The sequence below is a fragment of the Anatilimnocola aquadivae genome (genome assembly GCF_049819085.1).
Classification (GTDB): Bacteria; Planctomycetota; Planctomycetia; order Pirellulales; family Pirellulaceae; genus Anatilimnocola.
In genome coordinates, this window is record NZ_CP187419.1 from 5,694,760 (window position 1) to 5,716,907 (window position 22,148).

The window sequence follows — 22,148 nt, forward strand, 5'->3', positions numbered from 1 at the left end:
TGGGAGCCCTCGACTACAATCGAAGGTTATCCCGGCGCTTTCGTTCGTCCGCCCTGTTGGTGGGATGACTCTGAATCGCTGCCTCTGAAGGTTATGCATGTCGCGTCGTTGGAGATCACTGTGGCAGAAGCTGGTCGGTTCAAACCGATCTTCGGCCGCGCACCAGCCTGTACTGCCCAAGGGGCGAAGTGCGCGCCGACGGATGCTCTTCGAAGCCCTGGAAGACCGGCGCGTGATGGCCGTCGATTTCATCGACCCCAATCCTTCGCCCGGCAATCAGTTCGGACATTCGGTGGTTCCGCTGACCAACGGTAACGTGGTGATCACCGCGCCGTTCGATGACTACAACGCAGTCGACTCCGGGGCCGTGTATCTCTTCAATGGCACCACAGGGGCACTCATCAGCACCCTGCGTGGTTCGCACGATCTCGACAATGTTGGCAACGTCGGCGTCGTGGCTTTGGCCAATGGCAACTTCGTGGTCAGTTCGTCGAACTGGCGAATTGGCTCGTCGACCGGCCCCACCGTGGGCGCGGTGACGTGGGGCAGTGGTACGACGGGCGTTAGTGGCGTGGTGAGTTCGAGCAACAGCTTGATCGGCAGCACGCCCAACGATGGCCTGGGAGGCCCTGGGAGCATCGTGGCCCTACCAAATGGAAACTACGTCTCGATTGCTTCGGGTTGGGATAATGGCCTGGTCCCCGATACGGGCGCGGTGACATGGGCCAATGGTTCCGTTGGCATTTCGGGCGCGGTAAGTGCCGCGAATAGTCTTGTCGGCTCGGCGAGCGACGATCGGATTGGCCAGGATGGCATCACGATCCTTAGCAACAGCAACTACGTGATCGGCAGTTCCCAGTGGGGCGGTTTGCGCGGCGCTGTGACTTGGGCAAATGGCAGCAGCGGCTTGGTCGGTGCTGTTAGCAGCAGCAACAGCCTGGTCGGCAGCACGACGGAAGACATGCTCGGCGTCGGCGGGATTACGCGTTTGACCAATGGCCACTACGTGGTCAGCAGTCCGTATTGGAACAATGGCGTAACGGTTGATGCCGGAGCGGTAACGTGGGCCAACGGATCGACAGGCAGTTCGGGTGTGGTTTCTGCGATTAACAGCCTTGTGGGATCGGCTGCAAATGACACCGTTGGCATGGGTGGAGTGACGCCGCTCACGAATGGCAACTATGTGGTCAATTCCTTCCAGTGGGATCGTAGCGGCATCGTCGATGCAGGAGCTGTCACCTGGGCGAATGGGTCGATGGGAATTGCGGGAACGATCACCAGTTCGAATAGCCTGGTAGGCGAACGAGCCAATGATCGGATTGGTTTAAGCCGCGTTACGGCACTCACCAACGGCAACTATGTCGTCAGCAGTTCGGAGTGGGACAACAATGCAGTGTCCAACGCCGGTGCTGTTACTTGGGCCAATGGCACTGTGGGCATCACCGGTTTTCCAACAATCTCGAACAGCCTGGTTGGCACAAGTGCCAATCATTTTGTAGGTGATGGTAGTGCCACTGCATTGACCAACGGCAACTACGTGGTGTCCAGTCGCCTTTGGGATCAAGGTGGGCCCATCGACATTGGCGCTGCGACCTGGGGGAATGGTGCGACCGGTACCGTGGGCAATGTTTCTGCGGTAAACAGCCTGATCGGCAGTTCATCCAATGATGTGGTGGGCGCTTACATCACGCCGCTGACGAACGGCAACTATCTGGTTGGTTCGCCACTATGGGACAACGGTTCGCTGGTGAACACGGGCGCGGTCACGTGGAGAAGTGGTACTGCTGTGAGCAGTGGCGTCGTCAGCGCGGTCAATAGTCTGGTGGGCGATCACACGAGCGATGGTCTTGGCGACCTCTCCAACGTGCGAGCCCTCAGCAATGGCAACTACATTGTTGCCACACCGCAATGGGACAACGGCACCCTGGCCAATGCCGGAGCGATCACGTGGGGCAGTGGCACTGTTGGTGTGACGGGCACCATCAGTGCAGCGACGAGTCTGGTGGGAACAGCGGCCGGTGATGGAATTGGTGGCAGTGGTGTCCTGGAATTGCCCGGGGGCAATCTGCTCATTCCGAATAGCAGCTGGGACAATGGCGGCCTGGTTGATATCGGGGCGATTACCATTGCCAGCGCGAGTAGCGCGATTGTCGGCACGATTTCGGCCTCGAACAGCCTGATTGGTTCGACGGCTGGCGATGGCTTTGGCAGTGAGCCGATCACCATCTTGCCGAACGGCAATTACGTCATCGGTAATAGCCAGTTTGACAGCCCCACCGTTCCGAACGCAGGCTCTGCTACGTGGGGCGAAGGAAGCGTCGGCATCGTTGGGACCGTAGCCACCAACGCTCAGCAATCCGCGGTCGGTACGGCCAGCAACTTGACGCTGCAGCCAGTTGTCGTCAACGCAGCCACCGGCGATTTTATCGTTCGCTATATCGGTGCCGGCACCAGTGTAATTCGTGTTGGTTCCCAGGTGAGCGGCTTCACTGCGCCGATTCCAGCCACACTCACCGCGATGCTGCAAAGTGGCGATCTAACCATTACCGATAGCGACTCGGCTGGCAAAGCCAACTCACTCACCGTTTCGCTGGTGAATGTGAGCGGCATGAACTACATCGAGTTCTCGGACGCTGCCGAACCCTTCGTCTCGGCACCGACGACAACTCCCGCGAGCTTTCTCTCCAACCTGAATCGTCGCCTCCGAATTCCGCTAAGCGCCACCACGGGTTCAATCACACTGGACTTGGGTGGTGGCGCGGACGTCGTGACGCTCAACCTGGCGAGCGGCGACGTCATCCCTACAGGTGGGTTGAGATTCCACGGAGGTTTGCCCGTTACGAATAGCGGCGATCAACTAATCCTCAGCGGCGGCAGCCAAGGTTCTGTTGCGTACAACTACGGTCCTGCCAGCGACGGCAATGTCGTGCTCGGCAACTTTGGCACGGTTACCTACACGGGCTTGGAAGCGATCGTCAACAGCGGCACCGCCACCAACGTCAGCCTCAACTTGCCAGCGGTTAACAACACGATCACGGTTGAGGACGACGGCACCAACGGCAATGGATTGTCTCGGGTCAGCGGCAGCACGATCGTCACGACGGATTTTACCAATCCTACCGGGGCATTCAGTTTGAACCGCGGCAGTGCGGCCGACAGTATTGCTTTCGCGGCATTGCCGGACCTGACGGCAAATCTGCAACTAGGAACAACTCTACTCCCCTTTGGATCTCTCAACTTTAACGGCGCGATCACGCTTGCCGCGAACAAAAGCATCTCTGCGTTCGCCGCTGGGCAGATTGCCCTGCCGATTGCCACCAGTGATTTGGCGGTGAGTGGTACCGGGCAAATTTCGCTCGACGCGCAACAGAAAATCTCGTTGGCAACTGGTTCCAGTTTGCGTAGCGAGAGCGGAGCTATTTCGCTCTCGGCCGCTCAGCCAACGACAACGACGTCCGGCAACTTTCATACTATTGACGTCAGCGGTGGTGCCATTGTCAGCACGTTGGGCAACGTGCAATTAACCGCAGACAGCATGAACCTGGCGAGTGCCGCCGAGGTAACTGCTACGGCCGGAACGGTGACACTCCAACCCAAAACGGCGGGCTTCGGAATCGACTTGGGCGCGGCTGATAGCCTGACAACACTCGGCCTGACCGATGCGGAACTGGATCTGGTTACAGCCGGCACGCTCGTCCTTGGCAGCAGCACCTCCGGCGCACTCACGATCAGCGGCTCAATCAATCGCGTTGCGGCAACCACATTGAACCTCAATTCCGGCGCAGCCATTTCGTTCACAACCGGCACGCTCAATTCTGCTGGCGGCAACGTCGTGCTGAACCCAGCAACCAGCATTAGCTTCGCCACGAGCGGCGTTGATGTTGTCACCGGCGCAGGCACGCTCTCATTCGGCAGTGGCGACGATCTAACATTGGCCATCAATGGTCTGACCCCGGATATCCAGCATCAACAACTGAATGTCGCGGGCCAGCTGAATCTAATGGGCTTGGATCTAATCCTTACCGGTTCTGCTCCCTCGCTGAACGACAGCTTTATCATCGTGAACAACGATGGCAGCGAGCCCATTGTCGGCCGGTTCACCGGGCTTCCCGAAGGAGCAATTCTCGCAGTCAATGGCGTCCTTAAGCGAATCACCTACATTGGCGGCGATGGCAACGATGTGGCTTTGCTTGCCAATACCTTGCCGACGATTTCCCCGCTCAGCACCGTCAATGTTCTGGAAGATGTGACCCTGACTTCCATTCCGCTGGCGGGGCTGTCAGCCGGATCGGAGTCACAGGCGTTTGCGATCTCAGCCGTCAGCGACAATCCAGCCCTCATCCCCATCGTGAACGTTGTTCACTCGGGCACCAATGCCACGGGCAGTCTCACCTTCACACCAGTCGCCAATGCCAACGGTTCTGCGGCGGTTACGGTGAGCGTGCGCGATGCCGGCTTCGACGGTGTGCTACACAATGCGGACGATGGTACGACAATCACCTCGTTTGTGATCAATGTCACTGCGGTAAACGATGCCCCCACGTTTACTAAGGGGGGCAACCTTCAGGTTGCCTTCGGTTCTGCGGCGCAAACCATTCATTCCTGGGCCAAGAATATTTCGCCCGGGCCCAGCGACGAAGCTGGCCAAACGGTGACCTTCCAAATCGTTGGCAATACCGCGCCTGAGCTTTTTCTTACCGCTCCGGCTGTCGCCAATAATGGGACACTGACCTACGCTCCGCTGGGAGGAGTTTCTGGCTCGGCGACGATCAGCGTTATCGCCTTCGACGGAACCACGTCCAGCGCGGTGCAGACCTTTATCATCACCATCGATCCGCCCCCGCCGACATTTATCGTCTCTTCGTTTGTCGCGACTTCAACCGGCGCCGTCATCGATTTTCTGCGCCCGTTCGATCCCGCGCCGCTGAATCTCTACGCCACTCAGCCCGGCGGCAGTGGCCCTTCAGATGTCACGCTCGTGGGAGCAACAACGGGAGTCGTCACCGGTTCGCTCGTGATGGAAGCCAATTTGCAGCGAATCACGTTCGTTGCCACGAATGGTCGCTTGCCGGCAGACACTTACACCCTCACGCTGCGAAGTGCCAACGACGGCTTCCGCGATGCGGAGGGGTTCTTGCTCGATGGCGACGCCAACGGAGCGGATGGAGCCGACTTTGTTCGATCGTTTGAGATTACTGCCAGTCCCGCCAACGCAGTCACCATTCAAGCGCCCAACTTCGTCCGTGGACCGCTGCAGTATGTCAACCTGCCGGCAGCGGCCACCTCCGGCTTGCCAATCTCCTTCAGCGATGGTGGTGGAATCACTTCCGCCAATTTCGAAATCCGCTACAACCCGGCACTCCTTCACATTTCGAGTGCAACCGTTGCCAACGGCCTGCCTGTCGGTGCGGCGGTAAGCATCAACACCACGACACCCGGCGTGGCTGTCATTCAGTTCACCAGTCCCACGCCACTCGCCAGTGGCACCACGCGGTTTATCGACCTGCAAGCACAAGTTCCCGCCACGGCTCCCTACCTGCAAAAGCAGGTGCTCGATGTTACGACCATTTCGCTCAATGCGGGCGGCATTCCCGGCTTGGACGACGACGGCCTGCATGTCGCTGCTTACTTCGGCGATCTGACGGGGAACGGGACTTTGAGCGCGCAGGATGCCACCGACATCGCGCGAATTGCTGTGGGTTTCGACAATGGCTTTGCAGTCTTCCCCACGCTCGATCCCCGCATTGTCGGCGACATCACGGGAAACGGAACGATCTCGTCGTTCGATGTCACACGCATGTTGCAGGTGGCAGCCGCGCTGACAGTCGCCGAGGTTCCGGAAGTACCGCCCGGTGTTGTTTCGCTCGTCATGGGCGGCCCCGATCCCAAGCTGAGCATTCCGAGCAATCTCGCCGCCACAGCCGGTGACGAACTGATCATTCCGGTGAATATCGACAGCATTGTCGATCTCTCCGGCAACGGACTAGAGTCGGCCGACCTGGCGATTTACTACGATCCCACCGTCCTTGATGTCACCAGCGTGACGGTCGGCGAGTTACTCGGCAGCAGTTGGCTGATCGCTGCACGCATCGACCCACTCGCAGGCCGCATCTTCATTTCCACCGCCGGTTCTCAGCCGCTGGAAGGTCAGTTCATCGGCGAGTTCCTCAAACTGCACGCCCGCGTCAAGTCGACGGCTCCCAGCGGCGGCACTGCGATCAACCTGGCGGCCGCTTCGCACGATCCGGCTCGTTCCACGCAGTTGAACGAAGGCTTTCTCACGCTCATTCCCGCACCGACCAATGCCGCGAATGACCCCGGTGTCGACGGTCTACTCATGGTCACCGCTGGTCCCGATTCACCACCCGGCGTCGTTGCTACCGCAACGTCTGCCGCTGGTCGCTTGGAAGTCTTTGGTACGGCCGGCAACGACTACATCTACGTCAGCCCGATCAGTTCCACCCAAGTTCGCGTGCGAGTTAGCGGTCGAATCCTGGGTGATTTTCCCACTCCAAGCGAGCTTCACGTCGATGGCCTGACGGGTGACGACTACATTTTTGTCGCGCCGTCGCTCCAATCAATTCTGATCCCGGCACCGGCAAGTTCATCGCCTAGCGCGATCGACCCTCCAAGTGTCGGCAGTTCCTCTGCAGGCGAATTTGTTCCACAGATCGACTCTCCACCTACCGAAACGACGACTTCTGCTGTGGCAGCGGATTCGGTCGCATCAACGATTCAGTCAGACCTGTACGATGCAGCACTGCTGCAACTTTTCTGGAGCACCGAGCGAGAATCATCGCTCGACTCCTACCCTTTGCCGCTGAATCGCCGCCGTCGGTAATCTCGCCCGTCGATCGACGCAAGTCTCTTATCCGGGACCGTGCACCGGGAAAACGGTATTCACAAACCGGGCCGGTTTGTGAACGCGACCTGCAGTATCTCTCGGGTTTGGCGCGCCTGAGTGTTCACAAACCCCCAGGGTTTGTGAACACCCACCGTTTCCGAGCGTTGGAACTTACGTCGACTCCAACTTTGACTCACGCATTAATCCACAGGTGTGTCTCATCGTTGCTGTTTAAATCACTTAGTATTTGGTCGCCAACAGAACAACAGTACCGCATAACGACATTAAGACATTTCACCCTGAATTAAGGCGATTACAGCGATCATCTTCGCTCTGCGATCCAACCAAGATGTAAAAGACCAACCAGCGCCGGCGCGCAGAGGCACCTCTTCAAGTTAGATGACCTGCCCGTGACTAGTTAGGTCACGCCGCGCACGAGAATTCCGAAAAGTTTTCCCTATACTCCGTGACCAGACTAGTCACGCACCACGCGAAGAATGTGGAATGGGGCTCGCAAATGGCGCTTCGCCGAGGCGAGTTCACAGACTCGGTCGGTCTGCCTACTTCCCAACTGGGGTTGTGGTTTCCTACGTTAAGAGATTCGCAGTTCGCGACCGATCTTCGCTAGTTGGACAACGGATGGCAATTCAGCGGGTATTCTTGGGCTGGAAAAAAGCGGCACTCACAGCCGCAACCGACTACGTGCTGGACCGCTATGCCCGCGCGCGCGAATGCGATTTGTCCCAAGTGATTCTCGTCGTTCCCGGTTCGCGGGCAGGAAGAAGATTGTTGGAACTGCTGGTTCAGCGGGCAGAAGAACAGAAACTGCTGTTCATGCCGCCGCAGATCGTTACGGAAGGTCAGTTGCCCGAGTTGTTGTACGAGCCGCAACGGCCCCTCGCATCGTCTTTGATTCAACAATTGGCCTGGATGAACATCCTCCAGCACACGCCCCCTGCGGTGCTGCGCCCGCTAGTTCCGCATCCCCCTGCAGTCGACGACCCGATTCGCTGGCTGGAACTGGCCGAAATGTTTCGCCGCCAGCACGCCGAGTTTGCTGCCGACGGACTTAACTTTGCCGCCGTGCTGGAGCGCTCGAAATCCTGGGAAGGATTCTCCGAAACGGCTCGCTGGGAAACCTTGCGAAAATTGCAACTGGCATACCTGTATAAGCTCGACGAGTTGAAGGTTTGGGATGCTCAAACCGCGCGCCTCGTGGCCATCGAGAAAAAAGAGCCCCAGACCGACTGCGATGTGCTGCTGCTCGGCATGGTCGACATGAACACCGCATTGCGAAAGATGCTCGACCTCGTCGCGCCGCAGGTTACTGCCTTGATTGTCGCTCCCGAGAAAGAAGTCGAACGCTTCGATAGCCATGGCTGCCTCGTGCCAGAAGCCTGGCAGGCTTTGCCTTTACCGCTGCACGAAAGCCAGTTGATGCGCGTCGAAGGTCCGGCCGAACAGGCCGATGCCGTCGCTCATTGGCTGCGAGATCTTGGCGGTCGCTATGCCGCCGACGAGATCATCGTCGGCGTTGCCGATGAGGCCTTCGTACCGCAACTGCAGCGCGAGCTTCAACAGTACAGCCTCACCGCGCGCTGGGTGGAAGGTAAGAAAGTCGCAGAATCAGCGCCCTACCGCCTGATTGAAGTCGTTACCGACTATGCCGAACGACGTCGCTTCGCCGACCTTGCCAGTTGCGTGAGGCACCCCGATCTGTACGACTGGCTGCGGACGCAATTGAAGTCGAAGCAGCTAGCTTACGACTTACCAACCATTCTCGACCAGCATTATGCTGCTCGGCTCTCGGCGTGGCTCGATGGCGAAGACTTGCTGGCGGCTGTCGAGCGCGATGAGAAGGATGTGATTGCTCACGCCATGCACACGCTCGTGGGCACGCTGGAATCGTTATTCGCAACGTGGCCGACCAAGCCCCAACCGGTCGGCGTCTGGATGAAGCACTGCAGCCGGCTGCTCGATGCAGTCTACGGCCATCGCATCGTCGATCGCTTCGAGTTAGCAGGCAGATACCTGCTTTCCTGTTGTGAGCAAGTCCAAGCGGCACTCACTGCCTTGGAGAACCTGCCCGCCAGCATGCAACCCGTAATGCGGTTGACCGATGCTGTGGCGCTGGCCTTCCGGTCGCTGGAGCAAGCGGCGATTTCGCCTCCTCCAGATTCGAACGCGGTCGAAATCCTCGGTTGGCTAGAGTTGCCACTGGATGACTCTCCCGCGCTCGTTATTACCAGCGTGAATGAAGGCTTCATTCCCAAGTCGCAAAAAAATGACGCTTTCCTTCCCGATGCACTGCGGCGAGATTTGGGCCTGTTGCACGACGATCGGCGCTATGCTCGTGATGCCTATGCCCTGCAGGTCCTCGCGCACTCACGCCCCAGCCTGAAGTTGATTTCCGCGCGCTTTGATACCAAGCGCGACCCACTTGCTCCGAGCCGCCTGCTGTTTACTGGCACGCCGGAAGAGGTCGCTCAACGAGCCATGCGTTGGTTTTCGCCACCGCCACCGGCCGCGCCTCGTCCCAACCTGCTTGCTCCCGCGGGCATCATTCCTGTTCACTCCACGCGTGAGATTCCTCGGCCCGATGCCAGCGACTGGGAGCTAAAGGAGATCACGGTCACGCAGTTTCGTTCGTATCTCGCTTGTCCCTATCGTTTCTACTTGGGACACGTGCTCAGGCTGCAAGCTCATTCCGATCAGGCGGCGGAACTCGATGCTCCGGCCTTCGGCAATCTGATTCACGACGTCTTGCAGGACTTCGGTCGTCAAGAAGAGGTCAATCGCAGCACCGATCCGCACAAACTGCGCAGCTATTTCGATGAAAGACTCGATGCCATCGCTGGGGTTCGTTGCCGACCGCGTCACGCCCGCGCTGCGGTGCGCGTCCAAATCGAACAAGCGAGAATGCGTTTGCGGGCCTTCGCCGATTGGCAAGCGGCTCGCACCTCTGCCGGCTGGCAGATCGTCTTCAGCGAGACCATCGACACGAAAGAGAAGTGGAAAGTGAACTGGCAAGTCGATGACCTTCCCGTCACACTCGCCGGCCGCATCGATCGCATTGATTATCACCCGGGCCAACGCACACTTTGCATTCTCGACTACAAAACCAGCGATACGGCGAAAACGCCGGAGGCGGTCCATCGCAAAGCGGGCGAATGGGTCGATCTGCAATTGCCACTCTATCGGCACTTGTATGAAGACATTCCTTTCGACGCTGTGGTGCGACCGGAAGGTGTCCAATTGGGTTATGTCAATCTTCCCAAGGACCCTGCTGGCGTTGGCGAGCGAATTGCCGAGTGGTCGCGCGACGAATTGGAATCGGCCGACGAGCAAGCCCGCTCCGTGATTCGTGCGCTGCGACTCAAACAGTTCTGGCCGCCAAACGAAACACCACCGAGTTACGAGGATGAGTTCTCGGCCATCTGCCAGGACAGCTCGTTGAGCCGGATCTTCGGTTCGCGCGAGGTGGCACCATGACATCGCCTTTTCCGCACTTACTCATTCGCGCTTCCGCAGGCACAGGCAAGACTTATCAGCTTTCGAATCGCTATCTGAAACTGCTGGCCACCGGCGTTGCGCCCGATAAAATTCTGGCGACGACCTTCACTCGCAAAGCGGCAGGTGAAATTTTCGACCGAGTGCTCTTTCGGCTCGCCGAGGCCGCCGTCGATCGCAAAGCCAGTCAGTCCTTGAGCAAGGCTTTGCAGCTGCCCGAACTAAGTCAGGCTCGTTGCCGCGAACTGTTGCTGACCACGCTCACAAATCAGCATCGGCTGCGTATCGGCACGCTCGATAGTCACTTCGCTCAACTCGCCAGCGCCTTTGCACTCGAACTCGGTTTGCCCGCGGGCTGGCGGATCGGCGAAGCGCAGGAAGACTCCGATCTGCAGGCCGAAGCCATCGAACGCGTGCTCGAACGAGAGAATCTTGAAGAGCTGTTGGCGCTGCTCCACCTGCTGACGAAGGGCGAAACCCACCGCGGCGTCAGCGATTTGATTGCCGGTACGGTATCCGATCTCTACAGCCTGTATAGCCAAACCAGCGAAGAGGCCTGGAACCGGCTCTCGCCCACCGCGGCCCTCACTGTTGATCAGCTCGAAGCAACAATTGGTGAACTGCGGAAGATCAACCTGCCGACCGACAAGCGGGCGATTGCTGCCTGGCAGAAGGATCTGCTCAACGCCGAGACTGGTGACTGGGAAAGCTTGATTGCCGCCGGCCTGGCCGGCAAGATCGCGGCTGGCGTGGAAAAATACTATGCCTGGGAGATGCCCGACGATGTCGTCCGTCCGTATCGCGCGCTGATCGATCATGCGCAGAGCGTGCTCTTGAAACGCCTCGCGCAGCAAACGGTGGCGACATTCAAACTGCTGAATCGGTTCGACGCCGAGTATCACCACTTGAAGCGAGAGCGCCGCTTGCTCCGTTTCGATGATGTGACTTTAGCACTCGCCGCAGCCAATCAAGGTACCACCACGGATATGTCGTTTCGCATGGGTGGGCGACTCAACCACCTGCTGCTGGACGAGTTTCAAGATACTTCGCTCACGCAGTGGCAAGTGCTGCGGCCGCTGGCGCGGGCGATCACTGCGCAAAAGAAAGAGGCCTCGCTGTTCTGCGTGGGAGACGTCAAGCAAGCCATTTATGGCTGGCGCGGTGGTCTGGCCGAGATCTTTGGCGCTCTCGAGCAAGAGTTAACCGGACTGGAGAACGCCCAGTTGGCGGAGAGTCGGCGGTCTTCGCAGCCCGTAATCGATGTCGTGAATCAGGTGTTCCAGAATCTCACAAAGCATCCGTCCCTCGACCGATATGAAGCCGGAGTCACTGTCTGGGAACGAGCGTTCCCGCCGCATACCACTGTCCACCACGACATGCCTGGCCATGTCACGCTCGAAACTTCTCCCGCTCCGACCGATGACGCTGCGACGCAGGATCAACACAGTCCATTCGTCGCGAAGCGAATTGCCGAGCTCGCGCGGCAAGCGCCTGGTTGTTCGATTGGCGTTCTCGTTCGTTCCAACTCGATGGTCGCCGAGCTCATCTACTTGCTGCGCAAGCTCGACGTGCAGGCCAGCGAAGAGGGGGGCAATCCACTTTCGGATTCTCCTGCCGTGAGCCTGATCCTCTCGCTGCTGCAGATCATCGATCATCCCGGTGACACCGCCCGCCGTTACCACGTGGCGACGAGTCCACTTGGTACTCAGTTGAAACTGACGACCAAGGCGTTTCCTGCTGATGTCGCTCGGTTGGCGCAGCAACTCCGGCGAGAGTTACTCGACGAAGGTTACGGCGCGGTGGTCTATCGGTGGGCGAAGTGGCTCGCCCCCAGTTGCGACCGGCGCGACTTGACCCGCCTGCAACAACTGGTGGAACTTGCGTTTGGGTACCAGCCTCGCAGTTCGCTGCGCACTTCGGATTTTGTGAACCTGGTCGCCGCGGAAAAAGTCGCTGATCCGCAGGCTGCTCAGATTCGCGTGATGACGATTCATCAATCAAAGGGTCTGCAGTTTGATATCGTCGTACTGCCCGAACTCGAAGGGGCGATTGCGGGACAGCCCGATCCATTCGTTACCGGTCGTTCGGGTCTGGCGCAGCCGGTGAATGTGGTTTGTCGCTATGCGAACGAGCAGCTGCGCAATCTTTTGCCCGAGGACTTCCAGAAACTGTTCGATGCCAATCTGCGGCAAAAAGTCGATGAATCGCTGTGTGTGCTCTACGTCGCCCTCACTCGGGCCGTGCATGCCATGCACATGATTATCGAACCCGCCAAGCCTTCCGAAAAGAAACCACCGAAGACAGCCGCCGGGCTATTGCGAGCATCGCTGGCCCTGAGTGTTGCAGCCACGGGAGAGAAGATACTTTTTGAACATGGCCGGCCCAACTGGCGGCAACTGCTGAAGAGCAGATCGTCTACTGGCTTGCTCGATGAACTGCCATCTGCGCTTCCTTCGACACCACCGGCCCCCATTCAATTGGCAGCGGTAAGCAAGTTGCCGCCTCGCCTGGAGCGAGTTGCACCCTCTCAGCTGGAAGGGGGCAGTCGCCTGAAGCTGGCCGAACTATTCAAGCCTTCGTCCGTCGGCATGCTGTATGGAACTTTGTTTCACGCCTGGTTAGAACAAGTCGAATGGATTGAGCAAGGCCTGCCCAGTGAAAAGTTGCTGCGCAAGATTGCTCAGCAACAAGTTTCCGATGCGCTCGGCGTTTCCATTAATCTCAACGAGGCGATCGCCCGCTTCTTCGAGATCTTGAAGAAGTCATCGCTGCATCAGGCACTTTCGCAAACGACCTACCGCCAGGCCTTGGTCACCGAGAATCCCACGCGCTCGCAGGAACTTGGCTCTTGTAGTTTTACTGTCCTGCGCGAGCGGACGTTTGCCCTGCGAGATGGTGAGAGATTGCTTAGCGGAGCTATCGACCGATTGGTTGTGCAGTGGCAGGGAACTCAGCGAATCGGCGCGGAAGTGATCGACTACAAAACGGATGAAGTGGACGGCAAGAATGCCTTGGAGAAAAAGATTGAACTCTATCGGCCGCAAGTGACAGCCTACCGCGAAGCGGTGGCCAAGCTGTACGAACTGCCGCTCGAAAAAGTGACCGGCCGCCTGCTGTTTCTGAACAGCGACAAAGCGGTAGTGATTTCCTGAGAGCCAGTTTAGCTGCCTGGGCCGTATTGAGCGGCCGCTTGTCGCAGCACGCCGGCGATCATCTTGCGGCACGATTCGGGAGCAAGCAGTTCTGCTTCGCTGCCGAGCGAAAGGACGCGAGGAATGATCTCGAGTTCGTGAGCTGCTTTCACGGTTAGCAAAATGCTGCCGTCGGGCTGTGGTTCGACCAGTTGCTGAGGATGCCAAGGATCTTCCGTTACCCAGCGGGCACCACGCGCGGTAATTCGAATCTTGAAGTCGCGCGGCTTGCCGCCCGAGAAGATACCCGTCCCTTGCCCCAGGTGTTCTTCCAGATTGAAATCGGCCGGCAATTGAAACCATTCATCGAGCGCGACCGCTTTAAGAAAGCGATCCAACTTCAAGTGCCGAATGCGTTCCTGGCCAGCGGGAATCTCGCGGGCAGCGGCGAGGATATACAAACTGTTGTTGTAAAAAACGACGGCATAGGGTTCGATCTGCCGCTTCTGCACATCCTTGCCCGGAGGCTGATACTCGATCTCCACCACGCGGTGTTCCAGGATCGCGCGATGGATCGAACCCAGCATGCCATGCTGTTTTTGGTAGTCCTTGGCCGGCATGCCGCGGACATAAAGCGTCTGGCGATACTCTTGATAATGCTTGCGAACGGCCGGCGGCAACTCCTCTTGCAGCTTATTCCAAAACGATTCGATCCCTTGCCAGAAGGGCGTTCCGGCGAGTGGGTACAGCAGATCGCGACTGAGCGAAAGTGCGATCAGTTCGGTAGCGGAAGCAGTGATCTTCACCGCGCTGCGGGCGCGAGGACCGAACTTCCAGATGGCACCGCGAGCAGACTCGCTGACGTCGATATCAATGCCCGCTGCTTGCAACGCTTCGAGATCGCGACGAACGCTGCGGGGATGTAACGAGCCGATTCCGAGCAGTTCCACCAACTCGTCACGCAGTTCGTCCAACGTCCGGCCAAAGCGATAGGCTTCCAAAATCTGCAGCAGTCGGTGTTGGCGAATCAACTGTGCATTGCGAGCCATAGCGCAGAATCCCAGCTAGCAAGACGTGGCCAAGGGAACGATCAACAGTGACGATACACAGCGGAAGCTATTTCGGGGCTTCCAGCTTTTTGATATCGGCCGGCAAGTCAGGGTCGGCAATCCCTCGCGCGCCGCGACCTTCCTTGTCAACGCGTTGATTCACGTCGTCACGAATCTGCTGGATGTCTGCATCCCAGTACTTGTTGCGTTCGGCCTGGGTCGCGGGAACATGCAGCGGACGAATCGGGCGAAAGCCGACACTGAGGGCTGGTTCGCTGGTAAACCACCACGGACTTTGAGGAAAGTTCGGGTCTTCGCCACGCCAACTGTCGTCGTCCGATTGCTGACGAGCAGCCACGCGACAATTGGCTGCTTCATCATCCCAGCCGCCACCCTTCACGACGCGAGGAAAAAGCTTCGTCGGCCACTGAATCGCCTCTTTGACCGTTAGCGTCTTGCCTGCGTGAGCCTTGTAGCCATCGGCCACATATTCGTCCAAGACCCATTCGCCGACATTGCCATGCATGTCATACAGGCCCCAAGCGTTCGGCTTTTTAAGCCCGACGGGGTGTGTTGTTTCGTTGCCGTTATCCAAGAACCAGGCGTAGATGCCCAAGTCCTTGGGATCGTCGCCAAAGTGATACGCCGTTGTGGCTCCTGCGCGACAGGCATATTCCCATTCAGCTTCGCTGGGCAAACGGATGAACTGCCCCGAAGTGCCGCTGAGCCACTTCGTAAACTGTTTGGCAGCAAACTGGCTCATGGTGACAGCAGGCTGTTGAGGATCAGCCCCCTGCTTGAAGGTGAAGGTGGGATCGTAAAGATTCGAGGGTGCCGTGACGACCAGTTCACTCTTGGGATCCGCCACGGGACGAATCTTGGCCTCGTAGAGCTTCTTCAATTGATCGTGCATCGACATGTAGTACTTGTACTGAGCCCAATTCACTTCCCGCTCGGCGATCCAGAAGGGCTCGATGATCACTTCGAACTGCGGCCCTTCGTCAGGCTGGCGGCCAGCTTCGCTGTCCGGGCTGCCAACTTTTACCTTGCCACCTGGAATGGGCTGCATTCGGTAAACAATGTCGCTCCCCGGCAGCTTGGCTTCGTAGGGAACCATGAAGCCTTGCGGCGTTTCGACAAAGCGGCCCGCTGTCGGTTTCTCTTTAACAATCCCTTGAACTTCGCCAGCGTTCTGCGCAAGCAGCAAGCAGGGAAACAACACGAGCAAAAGGAAGCAGCGGAGGGCAGATACGAACATTTCAGTCTCAGAATTTGCAGGTTGAATGGCACGTTCCATCGCGTCTACGAGGTGCGTAGATCACGATTTATATCGCAGGCCATATCTTACACGATTAGTGAACGAATTGGCAGTAGCGAGAGTGACGCACACGGCCTCATTGGGCCGCTGTTCGCGCCTCGCTCACGAGTTCCGCAGCCCAGGGTTTATCGCCAAAGAGCGTGACAATGCTCTGACGTATTTCGGCCGCTTCTGCTGGCTTTTGACCAGCGAGTTCCTTGGCCCGGTCGAGTTGCCGGCGGATCATTGCCAGCTGATGTTGCTGGGTCTCGCCACTCGTCTTCTGCAATTGCTCGATTTGCTTTTTGGCTAGTTCCACACAGCGGGCAGTGAGAACTTCATCGGCCTTGGTCGCCGCTGGATCTCGGTCGCCGGAGAGTAGCGTCACAATCGCCTCGAACTGTTGCAGGGCTGCGACAGGATCCGACTGCGCGGTCCGCTGGGCTTGTAGCAAGAGGCGCTCGATCGGCAACAGGGCCTGGCCATCGTCGCTGCGTTTCGAGCGCCGGTCGAATTGCCGCTGCAGTCGATAGAGTTCCAGCTCTTTCGCATAGGCTTGCATTTGCTCGGTTCGCGAATCGTCAGGAAACCGATCGATAAAGCTGGTGAGATCCGATTCGATCGAAATGAGCCCTTCGGTACCATCGGCATCGACGGCCGTCTGAATGGTCTTCGCCAACTTGTCGGCGGAAGGGGGCCGTGTCATGACAAATGTAAAGATCCCGAGGGCCACGAGCGCGGCCACGAGCACGCCACCCAGCTTGGCCCAATCGAGCAAGTTGGAATGGCTGCTATCGGTAGGTGAATACTTACGGCGCAGCTCGTCTTCGCTAACCGTCGTGAAATGCGTTGTTTTGACCGGTGGTGCCAGTTCGTATTCGTTGCCACCGGGACGTTGCGCAGCCTGAGATGGCGACACGGGAGCATTGCCCGTGGCTTGAGTCGGCATACCCGCGAGTGGACTGGGATTGGGACCGGTGATGAGCGTCGGCATTTCGCCGCTGACCAAAGCAGAGTGCGGCCCACTGGCCGGCATATCGATGGTGGGAGACGAATTGAGCCCGCGCGAAGTGGGCCGCGAACTGGGCGTGGGCACATCCAATGGCTGCAACTGAAATTCGTCGACCTCGGCTGCGGGAAGATCAACCCGCGTTTCCATCGACAGGGCATGCTCCATTGCCTTTAAGCGATTGGCGACCGCGATGGCCGTCGGAATTCGATTTGCCGGATCTTTCTCCAGCAGTTGCATCACAATGTTTTCGAGTTCGTCCGGGGTATCCGGCGCGAGCCTGCGCAGCGGAATTGGCTTCTCTTGCATCAGGTTGTGAATGACTTCGGTCAGCGTCTTGCCGGCAACAGGGGGCCGTCCCGTGACCAGGGCATAGAGCACACTGCCGAGACTATACAAGTCGCAACGACTGGTGATTTGTTTACCTCGAGCCTGTTCGGGCGCCATGTAGTCGGCGGTGCCCATCACGCTGCCATCGGAGGTGACGCTGGTGCCGCCATAGAGTTTGGCGATGCCAAAATCGGTGAGCTTGATCTGGTCGGTTTCGGTGAGCAATAGATTCGCTGGCTTGAGATCGCGATGCACCACGCCACGGTCGTGCGCGTGCTTCAGTGCCAATGCGACCTGCACACCAATGCGAGTGACATCGCGCCAGGTAAACCGACGGCCGGCGGCCAACTCGTCCTGTAGATTCTTTCCTGGGACATACTCCATCACATAGTACAGATGGCCGTCTTCTTCGCCAAAACCATGCAGACGCACAATGCTGGGGTGAAGTAGTTGCTTTAGCGTTTGCACTTCCGATTTGAAGCGTTCGCGAAACTGTTCATCGTCGGCGAGGTTCGGAGCCAGCACTTTGACGGCCGCGCGTTCGCCGGTATCTCGATGTACGCCCAGGTAGACGGATCCCATGCCGCCTCGACCAAGCGTCTTTTCCAGCCGATAAGGCCCCAGTTGTTCCAATGCCATGCGCAGAATCCCGCGATCAAGAACCCACTACCTTGCAAGTAGCAGGGCTGGCAGCGAAGCTTGCTGCCGCCAGACCATTGTCGCTCAAATCGCCCCAGGGGGCTACTCGCGAACGAAAGAACGCCGGGCGAAATGAATCGACCGGCGTTCCAGAAATTCGTATGAGTACCGATTACAGGGGTTAGGCCCCTGGCGTCTTTTCCTCGTCACCCTCATTCGTGTTGCGGCTTAGTCGCATCTTTTGGACGCCAACCGCCAGACTCGAACTGATAGCCCACAGCATGCTCAGCCCAACGCCCGCGAGTGCGTAGTACGAACCGGTACGGGCCCAGCAGAAGACAAACCCTGCAGCAACAACGAGCGCCAAAAGCGAGAACACCGTTCGCTTGGTGACCTTCTGCTTGCTGCTTTGCTGCTTATGCGTAGCGATCGCGCCACGGGCCGCCGAGTTCGCCAGTTCACGCATGGCGGCCAGGTTCACTCCCTGTTCCGGGGCCTGGCTGCGGGGTGCCAGATCCGACAGGCTAGTGAGCGGTGTTACATCGGCAGGCTTAACCGGAGCGACGGGAGTCACTGGAACAATGGCAGCCGGTTGGGATCGTGGATGAGAGTTGCCCGACGCTTTGCGAGGCTGTTCTTCAACGTCGTCGCTCTTGCGCAAGCGTTGCATCAAACGGGACATGTACGATTCGATTGAGTCATCCGATTCAGCCTGTTCGGTGGTCGGCGTTTGCAGCAATCCCACGTCCGCAGAGGAAGATTTCGCCAATAGCGAAAGATCGGCTTCCTCTTCGGTCTCTTCGAGTTCGATCGGAAGCGGTTCGGGTTCGCTGACCGGCGCATCGGTGGCGAACAGCGACTCTTGGCTCTGCCGGCAGTGACCATCATCCACGGGAGGATTGGAACTGGGCAATTGGTCCGCTTTCGCGGTGCCTTCGCCCTTCCACAGGCCAGCTTCACGCAACCGATCGAGCACGCTGTTAACGGCCTCTACCTGCGTTGGTGGCGACTCAAGTTCGGCCGCTGCGGCTTTCACATCACTGTCATCTACGGCCGGATCCGGCGTGTTCCAAGACGACTGCTCTTGACGCATCACGCGAGCCATCCGCGCATCGAGCTTGCGTTCGAAGTCGGAATCGGAAATGGACTTCTCGGGCAAGTTGCTTAAAAAGCCTGGCTGAGTGGGATTCTCGGAGACATCATCCTGCTGCGACAACAACGACGAAGGAGCCTCTTCGGCAACATCACTGGGGATTACCAGTTCGCTGCTGACGCTGCCCAAGTAGTCGGCATCGTTGCCAGACGCTGGGATGATTAGCGATTCGGCTGCATCATCGCTGTATTCTTGAACCAGCAACGGCCGCGAGGATCGAACGTCGTCGGTGGGTTCTGGCGGATCGCGATAAAGAGCGGCCACCTGGTCGGCCATGGCCGCAAAGGCTTCACTCTCCGACAGCGGATTCGAATCTCGTTCGATCTCACTGCTGTTGTAGCTGTGCTCGTAATGGGAGTGGGCATACGATTCTGGTGCTGCGGGAGTGGGAGCAGGCGTCGTGGGCAACTGCTGCAACTCGTTTTCTCGGCGAAGTAGAGCTCGCTCCATCTCCACGAGCGAAGCCTGGAACTGCTCGAGTTCAATCCGCTGGCGGGCGACGTTGGCCTGCTCTTCTTCCAGCTGCGATTGCTGCTCGGCCAGCTCCTGAGCTTGCTCTTCGAGATGTGCGGCCCGCGCTTGCATTTCTGCTGAATCTGGAACCTGCGGGGCTTCACGCGGCGCTAGCAGACTACCTGGGACAGCTGCAGCCAACTGTTCGTGCAGGGCGGCCAGATCTTGGTTGTTGACGTTGATGGTCGAACTAACATCTCCCTCAGCAGGCCGTTGAGCTCCAAACATCCCTTGCTCATGTAGTGCCGCCAACTCTTGGTTGTTGACGTTAATCGTTCGCCCAAAGTTTTCTTCAGGCTGGCTTGGCAGAGCAAATGAAGAAGGAGCACACGTGACCGCCACTGCGGCGTGAGCGCTGGACAGCTGCTGCTGCAGGTCCGTGATGGCTGCCTCAAGCTGTTGCAACCGTTCCGTCGAACTTTGCTGCACAATTTCGAGTTGCTCGCGTTCTACCTGCCAGGCCTGTTCCTGGCGTTGAAACTTGGCTGCCGCCTCCAGCAACTCTTCGCATTGAGTTTTGCTTTGCTGTGCGTTGGATTGCAACTGTTCCAATTGCTGCTGAGCGGCAAGCAGAGCCTGCTCGGATGTCACGACTCGCTCTTGTGACTCCGCAGTCGACTTGCGAATCAGTTCTTCGGCTGCGGCTCGTTCGGCCGACAGACGAGTCACCTCTTGCTGCAATTCAGTGACACACTGTGCCAGGGCATTTCGCTCTTGCTCCCATTCAGCGCGTTCGGCGTCGTGATGCGACTCGGCGCCACCACGATCGTGCTGCAGTTGCTCCATGGAGATCGTCATCTGCTGCAGACGACTGTTCACGCCATTCTCAGCGGCGAACTTCGCCTCTTCGGCCTGTTCGAGCTCGATGGTCAGTTTTTCGAGTTGGCTGTGCAGGGCCTGACATTCGGTTGCGACTTTCTCGTGTGCCTCGCGCTGCGTGGCCAGTTCTCGTTGCAGTTCGTCGCAACGGTCTTGGATCAGTTGCCGCTCTTCGTTGCTGGCAGCTTCCAAGCGAGTGCGAAATTCAGTCCAGTCCTGTTGCTGCCGCAGCATCTGCTCTCGGACGGCATCGCGTTCTTTACGAGCCGATTCGATGTCGGCGAGAACATCGGCTTGAACTTTGCCGGAGCTTTCGCGGGCCTCGTGCAGCGACTCTTCGCTGTCACGCAACCTGGCATTCAGGCCGGCAATCTCTGCTTCCAAAGTGCGGCGTGCTTGCGTCCAGCCTTCTCGCTCCTGCTGAAACGAAGAGGACACACCTTCCGTTTGAGTGCGCTGGGTCAGCAACTCTTGTTCGATATGGGCGGCCTTCTGCTCGGCACTTGCGATGGCTTCGCGAACTTGCGTTTGAGCTGCTTGGCGAGCCTCGTCCACTTGGTTTTGCAACCGCAACGACCGCTCATCAAAGGCAGCCTGGTCGTCCTGCAAGCGTTGAAACAGTTCGTCGCGTTCTTGGCGAACGAGTTCAAACGTCTGCGACAGCTGCTCGACTTGCATGGTGACCGAGTGACGAACCAGTTCTTCGCTGCTTTCCTTGTTCTCGATCGCCAACTTTAGCGTGGCGATTTCGCGAGTCATCGACTCGCGTTCATCCCGCAGAGCGGAACATTCCGCTTTGAGCACAGCTTCGGCGCGCGTGCCCATATCACGCAGCAGATCGAGTTCCCGCTGGTGCTTCGTGTTCAGTTCTTCCTTAGCCTTGGTCAGAGCCGCGACATGCGATTGTTCGAGTTCGCTCCGCAGCTGTTGCAACTGGGAATTCAGCCGCTGCTCAGCTTGCTCTTCCCAATTAGCTCGCTGGCGAGCAGCCGACTGCTGTTCGACGACGCGGCGCTTCCCCGCTGCCTCCAGTTCCTGACGCAGCTGTTCGATGGTCTTGCTCAGCTGTTGTTGCAGCCGATCATCGGTCGGGAAAGGTGCGGTTACATTCACCGGTGCCGACTGCAGCCGTTCCACCTGCTGTTGCAAGCTCGTCAACTGCTCGACCTGCGATTGCACGGTCGACTGTAACTGCTGCTGAGACTTCCGCTCTTCCCGCAACTGGCTGAACAACTGCCTGCGACGATTGCGCGTGCGCAAAGAGGGCTTCTTCGGTTTCGGACTCTGCTCTTCCTGCTTGATGCTCGGCTCGCTGACCTCTTCTGTTGCCAGCGACTCTGCCGGCAAGCAGCCGAGATCCATCACCGATAGCTTCACAGGGCCAAGCTGCAGAGAATCTCCCGGGGCTAGAGTTTGCTCACTAAAGCCTCGCTCGTTGAGCAGAGCATCGGCGCTCCAGCAGCGAACGATCGCGCCGGCTGGACCACGCAAGATCAAGCAATGGACCGGGCGAATGCCACGAGCCCGCAATCGCAGGGTGCAGCCCGTCGCCGAGCCAATCAGGCACTTGGCAGCGGCAATGCGAAGCACGCGACCATCATGTTCGCCCCCGCAGATCTGCAGGACCAAATCTCCGGTCGGGGAACCCAGCAGGCCGGTGGAGGAAGTTCGTAAGGTGGGTGTCATCAATGACGGCATCGTTCGAAACCTTCAAGGGTCGTGGTAGTCGTGGCTAGCCCGCGCGAGCTTGCGCAGGGATCGCTGTTCGTTACTGCCCTAGGGCATGTAGCTTGCGAACCACGTGTCGTCAAAAGTCGACGCGGCTTCCCAACCGGAAAAGGCGGGCGATCCGGC

7 protein-coding genes are annotated in these 22,148 nt (G+C 58.4%); 3 read left to right on the plus strand and 4 right to left on the minus strand.

Annotated elements, in window-relative coordinates; all coding sequences use genetic code 11:
* The first annotated feature begins 97 nt into the window (after positions 1–97).
* The 3 genes from NA78x_RS22435 to NA78x_RS22445 all read left to right on the plus strand — a co-directional run bounded on the left by NA78x_RS22435 (position 98) and on the right by NA78x_RS22445 (position 13,506).
* A complete protein-coding gene (locus NA78x_RS22435) occupies positions 98–6,841 on the plus strand; it encodes a cohesin domain-containing protein (RefSeq protein WP_425614617.1) in 6,744 nt (2,247 codons plus the stop codon).
* Between the two features lie 642 nt (positions 6,842–7,483).
* Positions 7,484–10,336, plus strand: coding sequence for a PD-(D/E)XK nuclease family protein (locus tag NA78x_RS22440; protein WP_425614618.1), 2,853 nt, complete (start codon positions 7,484–7,486; stop codon positions 10,334–10,336).
* Positions 10,333–13,506 carry a UvrD-helicase domain-containing protein gene (locus tag NA78x_RS22445; protein ID WP_425614619.1) on the plus strand — a complete coding sequence of 1,058 codons (3,174 nt, stop codon included), beginning with the start codon at positions 10,333–10,335 and terminating at the stop codon, positions 13,504–13,506. The genes NA78x_RS22440 and NA78x_RS22445 overlap by 4 nt, the downstream gene beginning before the upstream one ends.
* An 8-nt stretch (positions 13,507–13,514) precedes the next feature.
* Here the strand turns inward: NA78x_RS22445 and NA78x_RS22450 are convergent, their stop codons facing one another.
* The 4 genes from NA78x_RS22450 to NA78x_RS22465 all read right to left on the minus strand — a co-directional run bounded on the left by NA78x_RS22450 (position 13,515) and on the right by NA78x_RS22465 (position 21,980).
* A complete protein-coding gene (locus tag NA78x_RS22450; RefSeq protein ID WP_425614620.1) occupies positions 13,515–14,534 on the minus strand; it encodes a helix-turn-helix transcriptional regulator in 1,020 nt (339 codons plus the stop codon).
* A gap of 67 nt (positions 14,535–14,601) precedes the next feature.
* A complete protein-coding gene (locus tag NA78x_RS22455) occupies positions 14,602–15,792 on the minus strand; it encodes a formylglycine-generating enzyme family protein (protein WP_425614621.1) in 1,191 nt (396 codons plus the stop codon).
* 136 nt (positions 15,793–15,928) lie between these two features.
* Positions 15,929–17,809 carry a serine/threonine-protein kinase gene (locus tag NA78x_RS22460; RefSeq protein ID WP_425614622.1) on the minus strand — a complete coding sequence of 627 codons (1,881 nt, stop codon included), beginning with the start codon at positions 17,807–17,809 and terminating at the stop codon, positions 15,929–15,931.
* Positions 17,810–17,990: 181 nt separating this feature from the next.
* Positions 17,991–21,980 carry a hypothetical protein gene (locus tag NA78x_RS22465; protein WP_425614623.1) on the minus strand — a complete coding sequence of 1,330 codons (3,990 nt, stop codon included), beginning with the start codon at positions 21,978–21,980 and terminating at the stop codon, positions 17,991–17,993.
* Between the last annotated feature and the right edge of the window lie 168 nt (positions 21,981–22,148).